General features: G+C 71.2%; 19 protein-coding genes. 6 read left to right on the top strand and 13 right to left on the bottom strand.

Translation table 11 applies throughout. From position 1 onward, the window contains the following. Nucleotides 1–5: 5 nt before the first annotated feature. The 3 genes from DT019_RS08230 to fabG form a co-directional block, all read right to left on the bottom strand. A complete protein-coding gene (locus DT019_RS08230) occupies nt 6–371 on the bottom strand; it encodes a hypothetical protein (RefSeq protein WP_114036069.1) in 366 nt (121 codons plus the stop codon). Between the two features lie 268 nt (nt 372–639). Next, complete coding sequence (gene fabI / locus DT019_RS08225; RefSeq protein ID WP_114035968.1) at nt 640–1,407, bottom strand: enoyl-ACP reductase FabI; 768 nt, start codon at nt 1,405–1,407, stop codon at nt 640–642. A 5-nt stretch (nt 1,408–1,412) separates the two neighbouring features. Further along, complete coding sequence (gene fabG / locus DT019_RS08220) at nt 1,413–2,132, bottom strand: 3-oxoacyl-[acyl-carrier-protein] reductase (RefSeq protein WP_114035967.1); 720 nt, start codon at nt 2,130–2,132, stop codon at nt 1,413–1,415. A gap of 209 nt (nt 2,133–2,341) precedes the next feature. Here fabG and DT019_RS08215 point away from each other — a divergent pair, with 209 nt between their 5' ends. From DT019_RS08215 to tyrS, 3 genes are all read left to right on the top strand, one after another. Further along, on the top strand, nt 2,342–3,853 hold the full coding sequence (locus tag DT019_RS08215; RefSeq protein ID WP_114036068.1) for a TldD/PmbA family protein: 1,512 nt from the start codon (nt 2,342–2,344) through the stop codon (nt 3,851–3,853). Between the two features lie 91 nt (nt 3,854–3,944). Beyond that, nucleotides 3,945–5,354, top strand: a complete 1,410-nt coding sequence (locus DT019_RS08210; RefSeq protein ID WP_114035966.1) for a metallopeptidase TldD-related protein — start codon at nt 3,945–3,947, stop codon at nt 5,352–5,354. A gap of 44 nt (nt 5,355–5,398) precedes the next feature. Continuing rightward, nucleotides 5,399–6,667 carry a tyrosine--tRNA ligase gene (gene tyrS, locus DT019_RS08205; protein ID WP_114035965.1) on the top strand — a complete coding sequence of 423 codons (1,269 nt, stop codon included), beginning with the start codon at nt 5,399–5,401 and terminating at the stop codon, nt 6,665–6,667. A gap of 60 nt (nt 6,668–6,727) precedes the next feature. Here the strand turns inward: tyrS and DT019_RS08200 are convergent, their stop codons facing one another. Then, a complete protein-coding gene (locus DT019_RS08200; RefSeq protein WP_114035964.1) occupies nt 6,728–7,003 on the bottom strand; it encodes a GlsB/YeaQ/YmgE family stress response membrane protein in 276 nt (91 codons plus the stop codon). 215 nt (nt 7,004–7,218) lie between these two features. On the opposite strand from DT019_RS08200, the gene DT019_RS08195 reads away from it, so the two are divergent. Together DT019_RS08195 and DT019_RS08190 are read left to right on the top strand one after the other, a co-directional pair. Next, nucleotides 7,219–7,593, top strand: a complete 375-nt coding sequence (locus tag DT019_RS08195; RefSeq protein ID WP_114036067.1) for a DUF3099 domain-containing protein — start codon at nt 7,219–7,221, stop codon at nt 7,591–7,593. Nucleotides 7,594–7,769: 176 nt separating this feature from the next. Beyond that, nucleotides 7,770–8,027, top strand: coding sequence for a hypothetical protein (locus DT019_RS08190; protein ID WP_114035963.1), 258 nt, complete (start codon nt 7,770–7,772; stop codon nt 8,025–8,027). Here DT019_RS08190 and moaA read toward each other — a convergent pair. From moaA to DT019_RS08175, 3 genes are all read right to left on the bottom strand, one after another. Continuing rightward, complete coding sequence (gene moaA / locus DT019_RS08185) at nt 8,010–8,999, bottom strand: GTP 3',8-cyclase MoaA (RefSeq protein WP_114035962.1); 990 nt, start codon at nt 8,997–8,999, stop codon at nt 8,010–8,012. The genes DT019_RS08190 and moaA overlap by 18 nt on opposite strands. Before the next feature lie 174 nt (nt 9,000–9,173). Then, on the bottom strand, nt 9,174–10,805 hold the full coding sequence (locus tag DT019_RS08180) for a cation acetate symporter (RefSeq protein ID WP_114035961.1): 1,632 nt from the start codon (nt 10,803–10,805) through the stop codon (nt 9,174–9,176). Continuing rightward, complete coding sequence (locus DT019_RS08175; protein WP_114035960.1) at nt 10,802–11,167, bottom strand: DUF485 domain-containing protein; 366 nt, start codon at nt 11,165–11,167, stop codon at nt 10,802–10,804. Before DT019_RS08175 ends, DT019_RS08180 begins: the two co-directional genes overlap by 4 nt. 368 nt (nt 11,168–11,535) lie before the next feature. Here DT019_RS08175 and DT019_RS08170 point away from each other — a divergent pair, with 368 nt between their 5' ends. After that, nucleotides 11,536–13,077 (top strand): S8 family peptidase, encoded by a 1,542-nt coding sequence (locus DT019_RS08170; RefSeq protein WP_114035959.1) that lies wholly within the window; start codon nt 11,536–11,538, stop codon nt 13,075–13,077. 53 nt (nt 13,078–13,130) lie between these two features. Here the strand turns inward: DT019_RS08170 and DT019_RS08165 are convergent, their stop codons facing one another. The 6 genes from DT019_RS08165 to DT019_RS08140 form a co-directional block, all read right to left on the bottom strand. Continuing rightward, entirely contained in the window at nt 13,131–14,174 is a 1,044-nt protein-coding gene (locus DT019_RS08165; RefSeq protein ID WP_114035958.1) for a zinc-dependent alcohol dehydrogenase family protein, read from the bottom strand. A gap of 18 nt (nt 14,175–14,192) precedes the next feature. Next, nucleotides 14,193–14,837, bottom strand: coding sequence for a lysoplasmalogenase (locus DT019_RS08160; RefSeq protein ID WP_114036066.1), 645 nt, complete (start codon nt 14,835–14,837; stop codon nt 14,193–14,195). Nucleotides 14,838–14,869: 32 nt separating this feature from the next. Then, nucleotides 14,870–15,754, bottom strand: a complete 885-nt coding sequence (locus DT019_RS08155; RefSeq protein ID WP_114035957.1) for a sterol desaturase family protein — start codon at nt 15,752–15,754, stop codon at nt 14,870–14,872. 168 nt (nt 15,755–15,922) lie between these two features. Further along, entirely contained in the window at nt 15,923–16,636 is a 714-nt protein-coding gene (locus tag DT019_RS08150) for a VIT family protein (RefSeq protein ID WP_114035956.1), read from the bottom strand. A gap of 24 nt (nt 16,637–16,660) precedes the next feature. Further along, nucleotides 16,661–17,887: an amidohydrolase family protein gene (locus tag DT019_RS08145; RefSeq protein ID WP_114035955.1), complete on the bottom strand. Its 1,227-nt coding sequence runs from the start codon at nt 17,885–17,887 to the stop codon at nt 16,661–16,663. Continuing rightward, nucleotides 17,884–19,179, bottom strand: a complete 1,296-nt coding sequence (locus DT019_RS08140; protein WP_114035954.1) for an amidohydrolase family protein — start codon at nt 19,177–19,179, stop codon at nt 17,884–17,886. The genes DT019_RS08145 and DT019_RS08140 overlap by 4 nt, the downstream gene beginning before the upstream one ends. Nucleotide 19,180: the final 1 nt, after the last annotated feature.

The raw sequence follows: 19,180 nt of genomic DNA, 5'->3' as shown, positions 1-19,180 counted from the left end.
CCCCGTCAAGTCACCTTCTGGTGCGTCACCCAGACCGCGCGGACATCCTTCCAGCAGCGGTCGGTGAGCCGTACGGTCTGCCCCGGGCCCACCTCAACCGGTGCCGCGTCCGCGTCGAGGTCCCACCAGTTCGCGCAGTCGGTGTGCAGCCGCACCCGGTCGGCGTCGGGGTAGGGGTTGTGGCAGTACGCGGTCACGTGCGAGCCCTGCACGGAGGTGCGGCACGCGGCGCCGAACGGCTCGGGCTTCGCGGCCGGGGGCGGGGCGTCGGGGGCGGTGGCGGCGCGCACCACGGAGGGCGCGGCGAGCCCGGCCGCCGCCGCGAGCAGGACGAACAGCAGGGCCAGCGCGCGGCGCTGCCCGACCCGCAGGGGATGGACGCGCACGGGCCGCGTGAGGCGGACCCGCACGGCCCGGGACCACTCGGGGCGTTCCCGTGCAGAACGTGTCCGTGAGACACGTGCCCACCGGGGACGTACCCGCCAAGGACGCACGCGCGAGGGACGCACTCCCCCACCTCCTCCCCGGCCGACTGCCCGGCATGTCCGTTTCGATCAGTCTGCGGGGAAGTCGCGGTCCACGCACGGCGGCCGTCCACCGGAAGGCTCCGGTGGACGGCCGCGAACGTGCTGTGCGGGGTCAGGCACCCACGGCGTGCAGACCGCCGTCGACGTGGATGATCTCGCCCGTGGTCTTCGGGAACCAGTCCGAGAGCAGCGCGACGATGCCCTTGCCGGCGGGCTCCGGGTCGGCCATGTCCCACTCCATCGGGGAGCGGTGGTTCCACACGTCGGCGAGCTCGCCGAAGCCCGGGATGGACTTCGCGGCCATGGAGCCGATCGGGCCGGCCGAGATCAGGTTGCAGCGGATGTCGTCCTTGCCCAGGTCACGGGCCATGTAACGGGAGGTCGCCTCCAGGGCGGCCTTGGCCGGGCCCATCCAGTCGTACTGCGGCCAGGCGAACTGCGCGTCGAACGTCATGCCGACGACGGAGCTGCCCGGGCCGAGCAGCTCGCGCAGCGCCATGGTCAGCGACTTCAGCGAGAACGCCGAGACGTGCATGGCGGTGGCGACCGACTCGAAGGGGGTGTTCAGGAAGTTGCCGCCGAGCGCGTCCTGCGGGGCGAAGCCGATGGAGTGGACGATGCCGTCCAGACCGCCGAGCTCCTCCTTGACCAGGCCCGCGAGCCGGTCCAGGTGCTCCTGGTTGGTCACGTCCAGCTCGATGACCTTGGCGGGCTTGGGAAGCTTCTTGGCGATGCGCTCGGTCAGGGTCGGACGCGGGAAGGCGGTCAGGATGACCTCGGCGCCCTGCTCCTGGGCCAGCTTGGCGGCGTGGAAGGCGATGGAGGACTCCAGCAGCACACCCGTGATCAGGATGCGCTTGCCCTCGAGAATTCCGCTCATGGTGATCAGTGACCCATGCCCAATCCGCCGTCAACCGGGATGACGGCTCCAGTGATGTACGAGGCGTCGTCGGAGGCGAGGAACTTCACCGCGGCGGCGATCTCCTCGGGCTGCGCGTAGCGGCCCAGCGGCACCTGGGACACGATGCCCGCGCGCTGCTCCTCGGTGAGCACCTTGGTCATGTCGGTGTCGACGAAACCGGGTGCGACGACGTTGAAGGTGATGTTCCGGGACCCGAGCTCACGCGCGAGCGAGCGGGCGAAGCCGACCAGACCCGCCTTGGAGGCGGCGTAGTTGGCCTGGCCCGCCGAGCCGAGCAGCCCGACGACCGAGGAGATCAGCACCACGCGGCCCTTCTTGGCGCGCAGCATGGCGCGATTCGCGCGCTTGACCACGCGGAAGGTGCCGGTGAGGTTGGTGTCGAGGACGGACGTGAAGTCCTCCTCGGACATGCGCATCAGGAGCTGGTCCTTGGTGACACCGGCGTTGGCGACCAGCACCTCCACGGGACCGTGCTTCTCCTCGATCTCCTTGTAGGCCTGCTCCACCTGCTCGGTGTCGGTGATGTCGCACTTGACGGCCAGGCAGCCCAGTTCCATGAGGGCGGCCGGCGGCTCTCCGGAGCGGTACGTGATCGCGACCTTGTCGCCGCTGTCGGCAAAAGCGCGGGCGATGGCGAGGCCGATGCCCCGGTTACCTCCGGTGATGAGAACCGAGCGGCTCAACGGATCACCCTTTCGATAGGCGGATTCGTACTCCACGCAAACTATCGGTACCGCCCGACTTACGAGGAATCGAGCCCTGACAGTGGCGTGGAACGAGCGCTGTCGGGTCCCTACAGAAAGGCGTAGTCAGCGGGCCCGCCGACGCGACATGATCGGGGCGACCGGTCTCATACGACAGGGAGACAGCTGTGCCATCTGGGACCCATTCGATCGACGAAGCCTTCACGGCGCTGCCGCTGCGGGCGCTCGCCGACGCCGCGCTCGCGCGGGCCCGCGCGCTCGGCGCCGACCACGCCGACTTCCGGTTCGAGCGGGTGCGCGGCGCCTCCTGGCGCCTGCGCGACGCGCGGCCCGCCGGTTCCTCGGACACCACCGACCTCGGCTACGCGGTCCGCGTCGTGCACAGCGGGGCCTGGGGCTTCGCCTCCGGAGTGGATCTGACGATGGACGCGGCGGCCAAGGTGGCCTCCCGGGCGGTGGCCATGGCCAAGCTGTCCGCGCAGGTCATCGCGGCCGCCGGGTCGAAGGAGAGGGTCGAGCTCGCGGCCGAGCCGGTGCACTCCGAGAAGACCTGGATCTCCTCGTACGAGATCGACCCGTTCTCGGTGCCCGACGCGGACAAGAGCGCCCTGCTCGCCGACTGGAGCGCGCGGCTGCTGCGCGCCGAGGGCGTCGAGCACGTGGACGCCTCGCTGCTCACCGTGCACGAGAACAAGTTCTACGCGGACACGGCGGGCACGGTGACGACCCAGCAGCGGGTGCGGCTGCACCCGCAGCTCACCGCGATCGCGGTGGACCGCACGACCGGCGAGTTCGACTCGATGCGCACGATCGCGCCGCCCGTCGGGCGCGGCTGGGAGTACCTGACCGGCACCGGCTGGGACTGGGACGCGGAACTGGAGGAGATCCCCTCCCTGCTGGCCGAGAAGATGCGGGCGCCCGGCGTCGAGGGCGGTCGCTACGACCTGGTGGTCGACCCGTCCAACCTGTGGCTGACCATCCACGAGTCGATCGGCCACGCCACCGAGCTGGACCGGGCGCTCGGCTACGAGGCGGCGTACGCGGGCACCTCCTTCGCCACCTTCGACCAGCTGGGCACGCTGGCGTACGGGTCGCAGGTGATGAACGTGACCGGCGACCGGACCGCCGAGCACGGCCTCGCGACCATCGGGTACGACGACGAGGGCGTCGAGGCGCAGTCCTGGGACCTGGTGAAGGACGGCACCCTGGTCGGCTACCAACTCGACCGCCGCATCGCGAAGTTGACGGGGCTCGGCCGCTCCAACGGTTGCGCCTACGCGGACTCCCCCGGGCACGTGCCGGTCCAGCGGATGGCGAACGTCTCGCTCCAGCCCGATCCGGGCGGGCTGTCCACCGAGGACCTGATCGGCGGGGTCGAGCGCGGCATCTACGTGGTCGGCGACCGGTCCTGGTCGATCGACATGCAGCGCTACAACTTCCAGTTCACCGGCCAGCGCTTCTTCCGGATCGAGAACGGCCGCCTCGCCGGCCAGCTCCGCGACGTCGCCTACCAGGCCACCACCACCGACTTCTGGGGCTCCATGGAGAAGGTCGGCGGCCCCCAGACGTACGTCCTGGGCGGCGCCTTCAACTGCGGCAAGGCCCAGCCGGGCCAGGTCGCCGCGGTCTCCCACGGCTGCCCCTCGGCCCTGTTCCGCGGCGTCAACATCCTCAACACCACGCAGGAGGCGGGCCGATGAAGCACGGCTCCCATCGCAGCGCCCCCGGCTGGGGGTCCGGGGGTTTTCCCCCGGGACAGCACCGTCTCAACACCACGCAGGAGGCCCGGCGATGAGCTCCCGTACGACCGTCAAGCCGCACGAGATCGTCGAGCGGGCCCTGGAGCTGTCCACCGCCGACGGCTGTGTCGTCATCGCCGACGAGCACTCCTCGGCGAACCTGCGCTGGGCCGGCAACGCGCTGACCACCAACGGAGTCACCCGCGGACGCACGCTGACCGTGATCGCGACGGTGGACGGCGCCGAGGGCACCGCCTCCGGTGTCGTGTCGCGCTCGGCCGTCACCGCCGACGACCTGGAGCCGCTGGTGCGGGCCGCCGAGGCGGCGGCGCGCGCCGCCGGGCCCGCCGAGGACGCCCAGCCGCTGGTCGGCGGGGTGCCCGCGTCGCCCGACTTCACCGACGCCCCGGCCGAGACCACCTCCGCCGTGTTCGCGGACTTCGCGCCGGCGCTCGGCGAGGCCTTCGCGCGAGCCGGGGCGGGCGGCCGCGAGCTGTACGGCTTCGCCCACCACGAGCTGAGCTCCACCTACCTCGGTACGTCCACCGGCCTGCGGCTGCGCCACGACCAGCCCAACGGCACCCTGGAGCTGAACGCCAAGTCCGCGGCGACTGCGGGGGGCCGTTCCCGCTCGGCCTGGGCGGGCCGGGCCACGGCCGACTTCAAGGACGTCGACCCCGCCGCCCTCGACGAGGAGCTGAGCCGCCGGCTCGGCTGGGCCGAGCGGCGGGTGGAGCTGCCCGCCGGGCGGTACGAGACGCTGCTGCCGCCGACCGCCGTGGCCGACCTGCTGATCTACCAGACCTGGTCCGCCGCCGCCCGGGACGCGGCCGAGGGCCGGACCGTGTTCTCCCGGCAGGGCGGGGGCACCCGCATCGGCGAGACCCTCTCCCAGCTGCCCCTCACTCTGCGCAGCGACCCGAACGAGCCGGGGCTTGAGTACGCGCCGTTCGTCGTGGCGCACGCCTCGGGCGACACGGAGTCGGTGTTCGACAACGGGCTCCCCGTCCCCGCTACGGACTGGATGCGCGAGGGCCGCCTGGAGCACCTGGTCACCACCCGGCACAGCGCCGGGCTCACCGGCCTGCCGGTCGCCCCCGGGGCCGGGAACCTGATCCTGGACGGGGGCGGCGAGCGCACCCTGGACGAGATGGTCGCGGCCACCGGGCGGGGCCTGCTGGTGACGTGCCTGTGGTACATCCGCGAGGTGGACCCGGCGACGCTGCTCCTGACCGGTCTGACCCGGGACGGCGTGTACCTCGTCGAGAACGGCGAGGTCGTCGGCGAGGTGAACAACTTCCGCTTCAACGAGTCCCCGGTGGACCTGCTGTCGCGGGCGACCGAGGCGGGGCGCACCGAAAGGACACTGCCCAGGGAGTGGAGCGACTACTTCACCCGGGCGGCCATGCCCGCGCTGCGCATCCCGGATTTCAATATGAGTTCGGTCAGCCGGGGCGTATAACCTCGGTGCTGTCAGTAAGCACGTCTGAAGGAGACAAGAGACCCGTGACGGACATCGTCGACGAACTGCAGTGGCGTGGGCTGATCGCCCTCTCCACTGACGAGGACGCATTGCGCAAGGCGTTCGCGGACGGTCCCGTCACGTTCTATTGCGGCTTCGACCCGACCGCGCCCAGCCTGCACCTGGGCAACCTGGTGCAGATCCTCACGATGCGGCGGATCCAGCTCGCGGGGAACCGCCCGCTGGGCCTGGTCGGCGGCGCCACCGGCCTGATCGGCGACCCGAAGCCCAACTCGGAGCGCACGCTGAACGCGCCGGAGGTCGTGGCGGGCTGGGTCGATCGGCTGCGCGGCCAGATCGAGCGGTTCCTCGACTTCGAGGGCCCGCACGCCGCGACGATGGTCAACAACCTGGACTGGACGTCGGGCCTGTCGGCGATCGACTTCCTGCGGGACGTCGGGAAGTACTTCCGGGTCAACAAGATGATCGCGAAGGAGGCCGTCTCGCGGCGGCTCAACTCCGACGCGGGCATCAGCTACACCGAGTTCAGCTACCAGATCCTGCAGGGCATGGACTTCCTGGAGCTCAACCGGAGGTACGGCTGCACGCTGCAGACCGGCGGCAGCGACCAGTGGGGCAACCTCACGGCGGGCACCGACCTGATCCACCGGGTCGAGCCCGACGCCGACGTGCACGCGCTGGCCACGCCGCTGATCACCAAGGCGGACGGCACCAAGTTCGGCAAGACGGAGTCCGGCACGGTCTGGCTCGACCCCGAGAAGACCACGCCGTACGCCTTCTACCAGTTCTGGCTGAACGCGGACGACCGGGACATCTCGAAGTTCCTGCGGATCTTCAGCTTCAGGTCCCGCGAGGAGATCGAGGAGCTGGAGAAGCTCACCGAGGAGCGGCCGCAGGCCCGGGCCGCGCAGCGGGCGCTCGCCGAGGAGCTGACCACGCTGGTGCACGGCGCCGAGCAGACGGCCGCGGTCACCGCCGCGTCCAAGGCGCTGTTCGGTCAGGGCGAGCTCACCGAGCTGGACGCGGCGACGCTCGCCGCCGCGCTGTCCGAGCTGCCGCACGCCCGGGTGGCCGAACTCGGCCTGGTCACCGACCTGTTCGCCGAGGTCGGCCTGGTGGCCAGCAAGTCGGCCGCCCGCCGCACGGTGAAGGAGGGCGGCGCCTACGTGAACAACGTGAAGGTGACCGCCGAGGACGCCGTGGTCACAGCCGGTGAACTCCTGCACGGGCGCTGGCTGGTGCTGCGCCGCGGCAAGAAGAACCTGGCGGCCATCGAGGTCACCGGCGCCTGAGTTCCGCACGCGCGCGACAGGGGGGCGGTTCCGTCACGGGACCGCCCCTCTCGCGTGCCGTCAGGCTCTCTGCTTGTTGCCCCGCAGCGCCATGTACAGCATGTCGCCGAGGAAGACGATCACGACGGCGGCCGCGATCTGGAGGCCGTGGCGGCCCCAGTCGATGCCCTTGGTCTCGGCGATGCCGAGCGCCCGGGCGATCGAGTTGCCGACCACGCCGCCGATGATGCCGAAGATGGTGGTCAGCCAGAGCGGACTGTGCTGCTTGCCGGGAATGATCGCCTTGGCGATGAGACCGAGCACGAATCCCACGATGATGGCCCACAACCAGCCCATGGCTGCCTCCCTAGTACGGCTCGACGTGAGCAGGTCCCGCCAGTCTCTGCCCGTACTCCGTACGGCGCATGTCGGACACCTCCGTACGTGTCCGGTACCGGGGCATCCGCGCAGGTAAGAGCCGCCCCGGTCTCGAACCCGGCGGAGCCCCGGCGTACGGTGATAGCAGTCCGGGCCAGGGAGAGCCCGCCGTGGAACTCGGGTGGTGGAACGTGATGCGGAAGCAGAGCGGCGGCCAGGTCTTCCGGATCACCGGGGCCCGCCAGGGGCTCGCCGAGGACGTCCGCGGCCGGCAGCGCCGCTATGTGATCTCGATGTCGATCCGCACCGTTTCGGTGGTGCTGACCGCGGTGCTGTGGAACATCGAGCGTCCTGTCGCCATCGTGACGCTGGTACTCGGCGCGCTGCTGCCCTATGTGGCGGTCGTGTTCGCCAACGCGGGCCGGGAGAACGTGACTTCACTCCCCTCCACGTTCATTCCCACCCCGCCGCGGCCGGCGCTCGGCGCGGCCCCGGTGGGCGGTCCCGCGGAATCCGCGACGGAACCGACGGCCGGTGACCGCGAGTGGCGCTCACACGATCAAAGCTGATCCGTCACCGTCCGCAAGCTCAGGAAAAGCTCAGATCAATCATGAAGTTCCGGTGCACCACACCGGGTCCCCCATGACATACTTCGTAGGCGCTCCGCATCCCCCGTCGGAGCGACGGACCGACGCCGGGCAGCTCCCCCCGTGGCTGCTCGGCGTCGCCTTTGTCACGGGGTGGCATGACGGACAATGTCTCTGTGAGTGACGAGACGACTGACGAGACCCCCATCTGTTCCGCCAAGGGCTGCCGTGCCGCCGCCGTCTGGGTCCTGGCCTGGAACAACCCGAAGATCCACACGCCGGAGCGGCGCAAGACGTGGCTCGCGTGCGCGGAACACCGCGAGCACCTCTCCCAATTCCTGGGCGTACGGGGCTTCTTGAAGGACGTCGTGCCGCTCGCCGAGTGGGAGGCGGCCGGGTCAGCCGCCGATCGCTGACATCGGGCGGTCCGGTTGCAGGAACGAGGGGTCGTCCAGACCGGAACCGGCCTTCTTCCCCCACATCGCCAGCTTCCACAGCCGGGCGATCTCCTCGTCGCCCGCGTCCGAGCGCAGGGCCGCGCGCAGGTCGGACTCCTCGCGGGCGAACAGGCAGGTGCGCACCTGACCGTCGGCGGTGAGCCGGGTCCGGTCGCAGGCGCGGCAGAACGGGCGGGTCACCGAGGCGATGACGCCCACGGTGTGCGGGCCGCCGTCGACCACCCAGCGCTCGGCGGGCGCGGAGCCCCGCTCCTCGTCTCCCTCGGGGGTGAGCGTGAAGCGCGTACGCAGCGATTCCAGGATGTCGCCCGCGGTGATCATGCCGTCGCGCTTCCAGCCGTGCTGGGCGTCGAGCGGCATCTGCTCGATGAAGCGGAGCTCGTAGTCGTGCTCGACCGCCCAGGCGAGCAGGTCGGGGGCCTCGTCGTCGTTGAGGCCGGGCATCAGGACCGCGTTGACCTTGACCGGGGTGAGACCGGCTTCGCGCGCGGCCTCCATGCCCTCGATGACGTCCTTGTGCCGGTCACGGCGGGTCAGTGTCTTGAACACGTCGGGCCGCAGGGTGTCCAGGGAGACGTTGACCCGGTCGAGCCCGGCCGCCTTCAGAGCGGCGGCGGTGCGCTTGAGGCCGATGCCGTTGGTGGTGATCGACATCCGGGGGCGCGGCTCCAGGGCGGCGCAGCGCTCGACGATCCCGACCAGGCCGGGACGGAGCAGCGGCTCACCACCGGTGAAGCGGACCTCGGTGACGCCGAGGTCGGTGACGGCGATACGGATGAGGCGGACGATCTCGTCGTCGGTGAGCAGATCCGGCTTGGCCAGCCACTGCAGACCCTCTTCCGGCATGCAGTACGTGCACCGCAGATTGCACCGGTCGGTGAGTGAGACACGCAGGTCAGTGGCCACCCGGCCGTAGGTGTCGATGAGCACTGTGGGCCCCCTCCCCTGTCTGTCGAAGGTCAGTCGCACATCTGTCGAGTGGGTATACACCCGAGCCTACGCGAGAGCTTCGGCAACAGGAGAGGCCGATTGTCACGAGGTGTGGCGAGGCCGTGTCGTAGGACTCTACGACACGGCCTCGGCCATGCGCCGTGCGGACGTACGTCAGTGGGCGCCGACACCGGTGAGGGACTTCACCTCCAGCTCGGCGTACTTGCCCCGGTCCGACTCCTCCTTCGAGAGGAGCGATCCGATCCAGCCGAGCAGGAAGCCGAGCGGGATCGAGATCAGGCCCGGGTTCTCCAGCGGGAACCAGTGGAAGTCGACGCCCTTGAACATGGAGGTCTTCGGGTTGCCGGAGACGACGGGCGAGAACAGCACCAGGAACACCGAGCTGAACAGGCCGCCGTAGATCGACCACAGCGCGCCCTGGGTGGTGAAGCGCCTCCAGAACAGGCTGTAGAGGATGGTCGGGAGGTTCGCGGAGGCCGCGACCGCGAAGGCGAGGGCGACCAGACCGGCGACGTTCATGTCGCGGGCGAAGGCGCCGAGCACGATGGCGACCGCGCCGATGAAGACGGTCGCCCAGCGGGCGGCGCCCATCTCCTCCTTCTCGGTCGCCTTCCCCTTGCGGATGACGTTGGCGTAGATGTCGTGCGCGAAGGACGAGGACGAGGCGAGGGTGAGACCGGCGACGACGGCGAGGATGGTCGCGAAGGCGACCGCCGAGATCACCGCGAGCAGGGTCGCACCGCCCGTGGTGCCGACGCCGCCGCCCAGGTACTCGGCGAGCTGCGGGGCCGCGGTGTTGCCCGCCGGGTTCTGCGCCTTGATGGCGGCGGGTCCCACCAGCGCGGCCGCCCCGAAGCCGAGCGCGATCGTCATCAGGTAGAAGGCGCCGATGATGCCGATCGCCCAGTTCACGGACTTACGGGCGGCCTTCGCCGTGGGCACCGTGTAGAAGCGGATCAGGATGTGCGGAAGGCCCGCGGTGCCGAGCACCAGCGCGATGCCGAGCGAGATGAAGTCGAGCTTGGAGGTGCCGGTGGCGCCGTACTTGAGGCCGGGCTCCAGGAACGCCGCGCCCTTGCCGCTCTTCTCGGCGGCGCTGCCGAGCAGGTCGGAGACGTTGAAGTGGAACTTGAGCAGCACCAGGAAGGTCATCAGGATCGCGCCCGCGATGAGCAGGACGGCCTTGACCATCTGCACCCAGGTGGTGCCCTTCATGCCGCCGATGGTGACGTACACGATCATCAGGACGCCGACCAGGGCCACGATGAGGATCTTGCCCGCGTCGGTGGTGATGCCGAGCAGGAGCGAGACGAGCACGCCCGCGCCGGCCATCTGCGCGAGCAGGTAGAAGATCGAGACGACGATGGTGGAGGCGCCGGCCGCGGTGCGCACCGGGCGCTGGCGCATCCGGTAGGCCAGCACGTCGCCCATCGTGTAGCGGCCGGAGTTGCGCAGCGGCTCGGCGACCAGGAGGAGCGCCACCAGCCAGGCGACCAGGAAGCCGATGGAGTACAGGAAGCCGTCGTAGCCGAACAGGGCGATGGCTCCGGCGATGCCGAGGAAGGACGCGGCGGACATGTAGTCGCCGGAGACCGCGAGGCCGTTCTGGAAGGCGGTGAACTGGCGGCCGCCCGCGTAGAAGTCGGAGGCGTTCTTGGTCTGCCGGCCCGCCCAGACGGTGATGGCGAGGGTCGCGGCGACGAACACCGCGAACAGGGTGATGATCAGCGGCCGGTGCTCGGTGGTCGACGAGGCGGCGGCGAGGGTGTCGAGGGCGGGGCTCATGCGTCGGCCTCCATACGGGACTTGATGGCCTCGGCCTTGGGGTCGAGCTTCGCCGCGGCGTGCCGCGAGTAGAACCAGGCGATGAGGAAGGTGGTCAGGAACTGGGCGAGGCCGAAGACGAAGGCCACGTTGATGTTGCCGATGACCTTGGTGCCCATGAAGCCGCCCGCGTAGTTGGACAGCAGCACGTACAGCAGGTACCAGGCGATGAAGGCGATGGTCAGCGGAAAGGCGAACGAGCGGTAGGTGCGGCGGAGTTCGCCGAATTCCGCGCTCTCCTGCTCGACGACGAATGCCTCGGTGCTGGGCTGGACGGGACGGTGGTCCGTCCCGGCTTCGGGCGGCGACGCGTCGGTGGCCACGGAATCTCCTCGCGATGCGGATGCGGCGGGTACGGACAGTTCGGACATGGGGGTCCTAGGGGCGGTTCTGATGCGGTCCCCCTGACAACGGCACGGAGGACGGGGCGTCTCGGTTCAGTCCGGCCGTTTTTTCTCCGTGGCGCGTGCGTGGCGCGTTTCGCACGCCCCCCGCGCCGACTACACGACTTTCTCCGCGAAATCGGCACACGCCGTTGATCCTCCGAGATGATCGGCGATAGCTTCACTGCTCATGCGCGGCCCCGGCGCCCTCCGGGCGGTGCCGGTGCGGTGGTCCCACCTGTCCAGCCCGTCGCCCGCTTCCTCATCCACGTACGCATCGAGAGTTCCGCCAACCCCATGGAGACCCCATGCCGTTGCACATCTCCCGTACGCGCCGAGCCGTCGCCGCCTCGGCGGGCCTGGCCACCGCCGCCGCCCTCGCGTTCCTTCCCGGCACCGCCTCGGCGGCATCCGCCGACGGCGGCCCGCTGAGCACGAAGGCGGCGCAGCCGACCGGGCCCGAGCTCAGTTACATCGTCAACGTCCGCCCCGGGCACGGGAATTCGGCCCGCGTCCAGAGAGCCGTCGCCCAGGCGGGCGGCTCGGTGCTCCAGGCGTACGACCAGATAGGCGTGCTCGTCGTGCACTCCGCCAACGCGGACTTCGCGAAGACGATCCGCAAGGTCAGGGGCGTCGATTCGGCGGGGGCGACCAGGACCGCGCCACTGCCCGCCCAGTCCACCACCGATGTGGGCACGCCCAAGCGCCTCACCGCCGAGGACCTGAAGGCGGCGGCCGCCAAGGCCGCGCCCGGCGAGGACCCCCTGGAGCCCCTGCAGTGGGACCTGAAGGCCATCAAGGCGGACCAGGCGCACCAGAAGACGCTGGGCAGCCCCAAGGTCACCGTCGGCGTGATCGACACGGGCGTCGACGACACCCATCCGGACATCGCGCCCAACTTCGACCGGGCCAAGTCGGTCAGCTGCATCACCGGCAAGCCGGACACCGCGGACGGCGCCTGGCGCCCCTTCACCACCGGCGGCTCCCCGCACGGCACCCATGTCGCGGGCGAGATCGCGGGCGCCAAGAACGGCGTGGGCATCACCGGGGTCGCGCCCGGCGTGAAGGTCGCGGCCATCAAGGTGTCGACGCAGGGCGGCAGCTTCTTCTACACGGAGTCCGTGGTCTGCGGCTTCGTCTGGGCGGCCGAGCACCACATCGACGTGACGAACAACAGCTATTACACCGACCCCTGGTACTTCAACTGCAAGAACGACCCCGACCAGAAGGCACTGGTCGAGGCGATCACCCGGGCGTCGAAGTACGCCGAGTCCAAGGGCACGGTGAACGTGGCCGCGGCGGGCAACGAGAACTACGACTTCGCGGCCGACTCGATCACCGACCCGGCGAGCCCGAACGACTCCACACCGGGCAGCCGGGTGGTCAACCCGCGTGAGTGCCTGGACATCCCGACCCAGCTGCCGGGTGTGGTGACGGTCGCCGCGACCGGTGCCAAGGGCATCAAGTCGTCGTTCTCCAACTACGGCCTCGGCGTGATCGACATCGCTGCGCCGGGCGGCGACTCGACCGCGTACCAGCCGCCGCAGGCCCCGGCCACCAGCGGACTGATCCTCGGCCCGGTGCCCGGCGGCACCTGGGCCTACATGGCCGGCACCTCGATGGCGACGCCCCATGTGGTGGGCGTGGCCGCGCTGTTGAAGTCGCGGCACCCGCACGCCTCGGCGTTCGAGATCAAGGCGCTGCTCGCGCTCCAGGCGGACAAGACCCCGTGCACCACGCCGTACGACATCAACGGTGACGGCAAGGTGGACGCGGTCTGCCAGGGCGGGACGTTCTACAACGGCTTCTACGGGGCGGGCATCACCAACGCCCTCAACGCCGTGAAGTAGCAGAGGAGTCGAGGGGGCCGTCCGTGCGCCGGGCGGCCCCTTCGGCGGGTGCCCTACGGCTTGACGAGGACCTTCAGGGCGGTGCGGTCGTCCATCGCCCGGTAGCCGTCGGGCACGCCCTCGATGCCGACCGTGAGGTCGAAGACCGGGGCCGGGTCGATGGTGCCGTCGAGTACGTCGGCGAGCAGCTCGGGGATGTAGCTGCGCACGGGGGCGACGCCGCCGCGCAGCGCGATGTTCCGGTCGAACATGACGCCGAGGTCGAGGCCGGTGCCGGAGCCGTGCGGGACGCCGACGTAGCCGATGGCGCCGCCGTCGCGGGTGATCTCGACGGCGGTGCGCATGGACTGCTCGGTGCCGACGGCCTCGATGACGCAGTGCGCGCCCTGGCCGCCGGTCAGCTCGCGCACCGCGGCCACGGCGGCCTCGCCGCGCTCGGCGACGACGTCGGTGGCGCCGAAGAGCTTCGCGATGTCGGTCCGCGCGGGGTGGCGGCCGAGCGCGATGACGCGCTCCGCGCCGAGCCGCTTGGCGGCGAGCACACCGCACAGGCCGACCGCGCCGTCCCCGACGACGGCCACGGTCGAGCCGCGCCGCACGCCGGCCCCGACCGCCGCGTGGTGGCCGGTGCCCATGACGTCGGACAGCGCGAGCAGACCGGTCAGCAGGTGGTCGTCGGAGGCGGCGTCGGCGGGCAGCTTGACGAGGGTGCCGTCGGCGAACGGCACGCGGACGGCCTCGCCCTGGCCGCCGTCGGAGCCGACCGAGCCCCAGAACCCGCCCCGCGGGCAGGAGGTGGTGAGGCCCTCGGCGCAGAAGTCGCAGGTTCCGTCGGACCAGACGAAGGGCGCGACGACGAGGTCGCCCTTGGCGAAGCCGCGCACCTCGGGCCCGGCCTCCTCGACGATGCCGAGGAACTCGTGGCCGATGCGCTGGCCGGGCTGCCGGGCGGACTCGCCGCGGTAGGCCCACAGGTCGCTGCCGCAGATGCAGGCCCGCAGGACCCGGACGACCGCGTCCGTGGACACCTGGACCTTCGGGTCAGGCACCTCCTCCACCCGGATGTCGTGGGGAGCGTGGATGACGGTGGCGCGCATGGTGCGGATCCTTGCCGGTCAGGGGGTGGTACGGGGCCTCTCACGGTACGCCTGTGCGAGAAGGGCCTGCGCGCCGAGATAGGTCAGCATGATCCAGAAGTCGGGGCGCGGCGGCTGCGGCCAGTGGGCGACGCCGGTCGCGATCAGGGTGTCGGAGAGCAGGAACAGCGCCCCGCCGAGCCCGACCAGCGGCCCGAGCCGGGAGGAGCGGAGGGCCATGGCGGTGAGCAGCAGGCTGTAGCCCGCGACCGGGCCGCGCAGCCCGCCCGGCAGGTCCGGCCAGAGCGCTGCCACCGTGCCCACCAGCGCGATCCCGTAGGCGGCGCCGAGCCCGGCGTGGGTGCGACCGCGCCCGAACAGCACGAGGTAGCAGACGTGCCCGGCGGCGAAGCAGCCCATGCCGAGCAGGAAGGCGGCATCCGCGCCGGACAGCAGGAACACGTCGCCGCCCCACCCGCACAGGAGCGCGGCGACGAGCAGCCGGGGGCCGCCGCGCGCGTACACGTGCCCGGCGAGCAGCGGCATGAGGAGCGGCTTGGCCACCAGGTGCCCGGGGTGCCAGCCCGCGAGCAGCACGACCAGGTCGAGGGCCGAGGCGAGGCCGAAGGCGATCAGGAGCGGGGTGGCCGCGTCGGCACGGCGCGACCGCGGGCCCGTGTCCAGGCCGCGCGGTACGGCCTCCGCGCCGGGTCGGGTCACGCGGCGCGCTCCGCGACGGAGACGGGCTCCGCGAGCGGCGCCGTCCGGGGGCGCGGCTGCCAGCCGGGTCCGCCGAAGATCCGCCCGGCCCGCTCGCGCCAGGTGCGGGCGGCGCGCACGTCACGGGCGATGGCCGCGTACTCGTGCGTGGCGACGCGCAGGGGGTTGAAGGTGGAGATGTTCTTGGTGAGCCCGAAGACGGGCCGCTCGGTCTCGGCCGTGAACGAGCCGAACAGGCGGTCCCAGATGATCAGGATGCCGCCGAAGTTCCGGTCCAGGTAGCCGCCCTGGGAGGCGTGGTGCACCCGGTGGTGGGAGGGCGTGTTGAGGACGAACTCGAACGGCCGGGGCAGCTTGCCGACCCGCTCGGTGTGCACCCAGAACTGGTAGACGAGGTTCGCCGACGAGCAGAAGGCCAGCACCGCCGGGTGTACGCCGAGCGCGATGAGCGGCACGTAGAAGGGCCACACGGTCCAGGTCGTCCAGGGCTGGCGGAGCGCGGTGGTGAGGTTGAACTTCTTGCTTGAGTGGTGCACGACGTGGCAGGCCCACAGGATCCGGATGACGTGGTGGCCCCGGTGGGACCAGTAGTAGAAGAAGTCCTGTCCCAGCAGCATCAGCGGCAGCGTCCACCACAGCACCGGGATCGCGAGCGGCGTCAGGGCGTACACCGCGGTGTAGATGGCGACGATCGGGATCTTCCACAGGGCGTCGAAGACCAGACTGCCGAGCCCCATGCCGACGCTCGTGGCGGCGTCCTTCGTCTCGTACCCGGCGGCCTCCTCGTCCGGATGGAGGCGGTAGCTCACCATCTCGACGACGGTGAGCAGCACGAAGGCGGGTATCGACCACAGCACGACATCGGGCAGGTTCGGCGACATGCCTGCACCGTAGGGGCGGGGCGGCGGGTCCGGCTAGATGTTGTTACCGACAAGTATGCGAGACGCGTTGTCAGCAGGCTTTGGTGAGTTCCGCCAAGGGCGCACGGATGGCCCGGCGCACCGTCGCCGCCACCGGTGGCGCTCCGGGGGTGGACCGGGACGGACGGCTCACACCCCCACCGCCCCCAGCAACGCCCCCGCCGCGTAGGTGACTCCCATCGCCACTGCGCCCCCGCCCACGTTCCGCAGGACCGCGCGGTCGGCCGGGGCCGAGCCCAGGCGGGCGCTCCACCAGCCCGTCAGGGCCAGTGCGGCGAGGACCGAGCCGACCGTCACGTACAGGCGGACGGAGGCCGGGGGCAGCACGATCGCCAGCAGCGGCAGCAGCGCGCCCGCCGTGAAGGCGAAGAAGCTCGCCCAGGCCGCGTGCCAGGGGTTGGTGAGTTCGTCGGGGTCGATGCCCAGCTCGACGCTGGCGTGGGCGCGCAGCGCGTCGCGTTCGGTGAGCTGGACCGCCGCCTCGCGGGCCACCTCCTCGCTCAGCCCGCGCGCGGCCAACAGCCCGGTGAGTTCGGCCAGTTCGGCCTCGGGCGACTCCTTCAGCTCGCGGCGCTCCATGGCGAGCGCGGCCTTCTCCGAGTCGCGCTGGGTGGAGACGGAGACGTACTCGCCGGCCGCCATGGACATGGAACCGGCGAGCAGTCCGGCCAGGCCCGCCGTCAGGAGGGCCGAGCGGTCGTCCGTCGCGCCGGCCACGCCCACGACGAGACCGGCGGTGGACACGATGCCGTCATTGGCGCCCAGGACCGCGGCCCGCAGCCAGTTGAGCCGGGAGCCGAGCGCCCCGTTGTGCGCCTCGTCGTGCTGGTCGGGTGAGCTCATGCGGGGAGGGTCTCACCCCGCCCGTCACCACACGCGCACCGACCCACCCGGCGCGAAGGCCGGGCTCGTCGCCGCCGCGGGGACCTCCTTGAGCGGCTCGGCGATCTCCGCGACCGTCGGGCCCACCCGGGCCGCGACCTCGTCCAGGAGGGCCAGGTCGAAGCCGTAGACGCGGGCCGCGTTGCCGCCGACCATCGCCGCGACCTGGTCGCTCGGCAGGCCCGCGTACGCGATGCGCAGGCCCTCGCGCGAGTAGGGCGTGGTGCCCTCGTCGTGCGGGTAGTCGCTGCCCCACATGATCTTGTCGAGGCCGATCCGGTCGCGCAGCGGCACCTCGTGCGGCCGCATGAAGCTCGCGCCCACGAAGCAGTTGTCCCGCCAGACCCCCGAGGGCCCCTTGCCCATGGACTCGGCGAGCCCGGCGCCGAACTTGGACTCGGCCGTGGACGCCTTCGTCGCCGCCGCCACGAGGCGGTCGTGGTAGTAGTCCAGCATGTCCAGCACGCCGGGGATCCAGCCCGAGCCCTGTTCGGTGAGGACGAGCTTGAGCGACGGATGGCGGTGGAAGGCACCGCCGAAGATCAGGTGCCACAGCGCGCGGTGCGAGAACCAGGTGGTCTCCACCATGAACACGGCCCGCGCCGCCGGTTCCTCGCCCAGCGGCGGGGACGCGGACCCGCCGTGGTGGTTGACCGGTACGTCCAGTTCCGCGCAGACCGCCCAGATCGGGTCGTACACCGCGGAGTGGAGCTCGGGGACGCCCGAGCCGGGCGGAGTGCCGGGCAGCAGGATGCCGCCGGTCAGGCCCGCCTCCTTGGTCCGGCGGATCTCGTCCACCGCCGTGTCGACGTCGTTCAGGAGGATCTGGGCCACGCCCGCCCGGCGGCCCGGCGCCTGGGAGCAGAAGTCGGCCAGCCAGCGGTTGTGGGCGCGCAGGCCCGCCCAGCGCTGCTCGAACTCCTCGCGGGTGGGCGCGGGCGCCATGAGGGAGGCGGAGGGGAAGAACGGCGGGATGGTGTTGGGGAACACGACCTCCGCGACGATTCCGTCGGCCTCCAGCTCGGCCACCCGGCGGGCCGAGTTCCAGTTGCGGTCGGCTGTCTCGGCGACCAGGTCCTCGTACGGGTTGACGTAGGTGGCCGCCCACGCGTCGAAGGCGTCGTGGTGGCGGGACTCCAGGTACGGCCGGTAGTCGAGCAGGTCGGCCCCGGCGTGGCAGTCCGCCGAGACCACGGTGTAGCGCTCGGTCATCGCGTCACCCCCAGGACCGGGAAGTCGTGTTCCGTGAGCCAGTGGCGTCCCACGTCGCGCGAGCGCGCCCAGGACGCCTCGACGGCCACCTGGTCCTCGGGCTGACCGAGTTCGGCGGGGGTCGGGCCGATCCGGCGGGCGATCGGCGCGAGCTTGTCCGTGTCGAAGCCGAAGACCTCGGCCGCGGCCAGGCCCAGCATCCGCCGGGTCTCGCCGACCGGGATGTCGTGGAAGGTGGTGCGCAGCCACGCGCGGGTGTTCGGCCAGGTCCCTTCCGGGTGCGGGAAGTCGGAGCCCCACAGGATGTTGTCGACGCCGATCTCGTAGCGCTGGGCGAGTTCGCGCCGCTTGGTGTTGGTGGCGCAGACGAACATCTGCCGGTCGAGGTACTCGCTCGGCGGGCGCTTCAGCTCGGCGAACGGCGACAGCTTCTTGCCGCCGTGCGCGCCGAGGTAGAGACGGTCCATGAACCACAGCAGGTTCGGCAGCCACCAGCAGCCCGACTCCGCCACCCCGAATTTCAGATCCGGGTGCCGCTCGAAGACGCCGGACCACAGCAGGAACCAGAGGGGGCGGGCGGGCCACCACGTCACCTCGGACACGTAGATCCCGAGGTGGTCGCCGTACTCGTGGCGCGGGGCCGCGCCCGAGTGGGTCACCAGCGGCATCCGCGCCTCGGCGGCCGCCGCCCAGACCGGGTCGTAGCGCCGGTCGTGGTAGGGGGCGCGGTCCACCCACATCGAGGGGATCATCAGCGCGCCGAGCCCGGACTCCTTGGCGCGGCGGATCTCGGCGACGACCCGGTCGACCTCGCCGGTGACGGGGAGCAGGGCGACCCCGCAGTGCCGTGCCGCGCTCTCCGCGTTCCCCCCGATGAAATCGGCGAGCCAGCGGTTGTGTGCCTGGGCGCCCGCCATGCCGAGCTCGGGGTCCTGGTCCCCGGACAGGCCGAGGCCCACGCCGAAGGGGGCCGCGGTGCGGCTGTCCACGGCGTCCGCGTCGGGGAAGACGACCTCCCCGGCCACGCCGTCCCCGTCGAGCTCCTTGAGCCGCTGCCCGGCGTCCCAACCGCCGCGCAGGCCCTCCTCGTTGTCGCTGAACCACCGGTCGGCGAAGGCCTCGTTGCGTACGCCGAGCCGGGTCATCTCCGCGCGGCGGCGGTCGCGCCCCGCGAGGAACTCGTCGAAGTCCCGGTGGAACCGGGCCTCCAGATAGGGCCGGTACTCCTCGGTGGGCAGCCCGGCGTGGCAGTCGGAGGAGATGATCAGGTACGGGTCGTTCGGTGCTGTCATC

Origin of the sequence: Streptomyces sp. SDr-06 (assembly GCF_003324565.1) — a bacterium.
In the GTDB taxonomy this organism is placed as follows: domain Bacteria; phylum Actinomycetota; class Actinomycetes; order Streptomycetales; family Streptomycetaceae; genus Streptomyces.
This window is presented reverse-complemented; position numbering and strand designations above follow the sequence as displayed.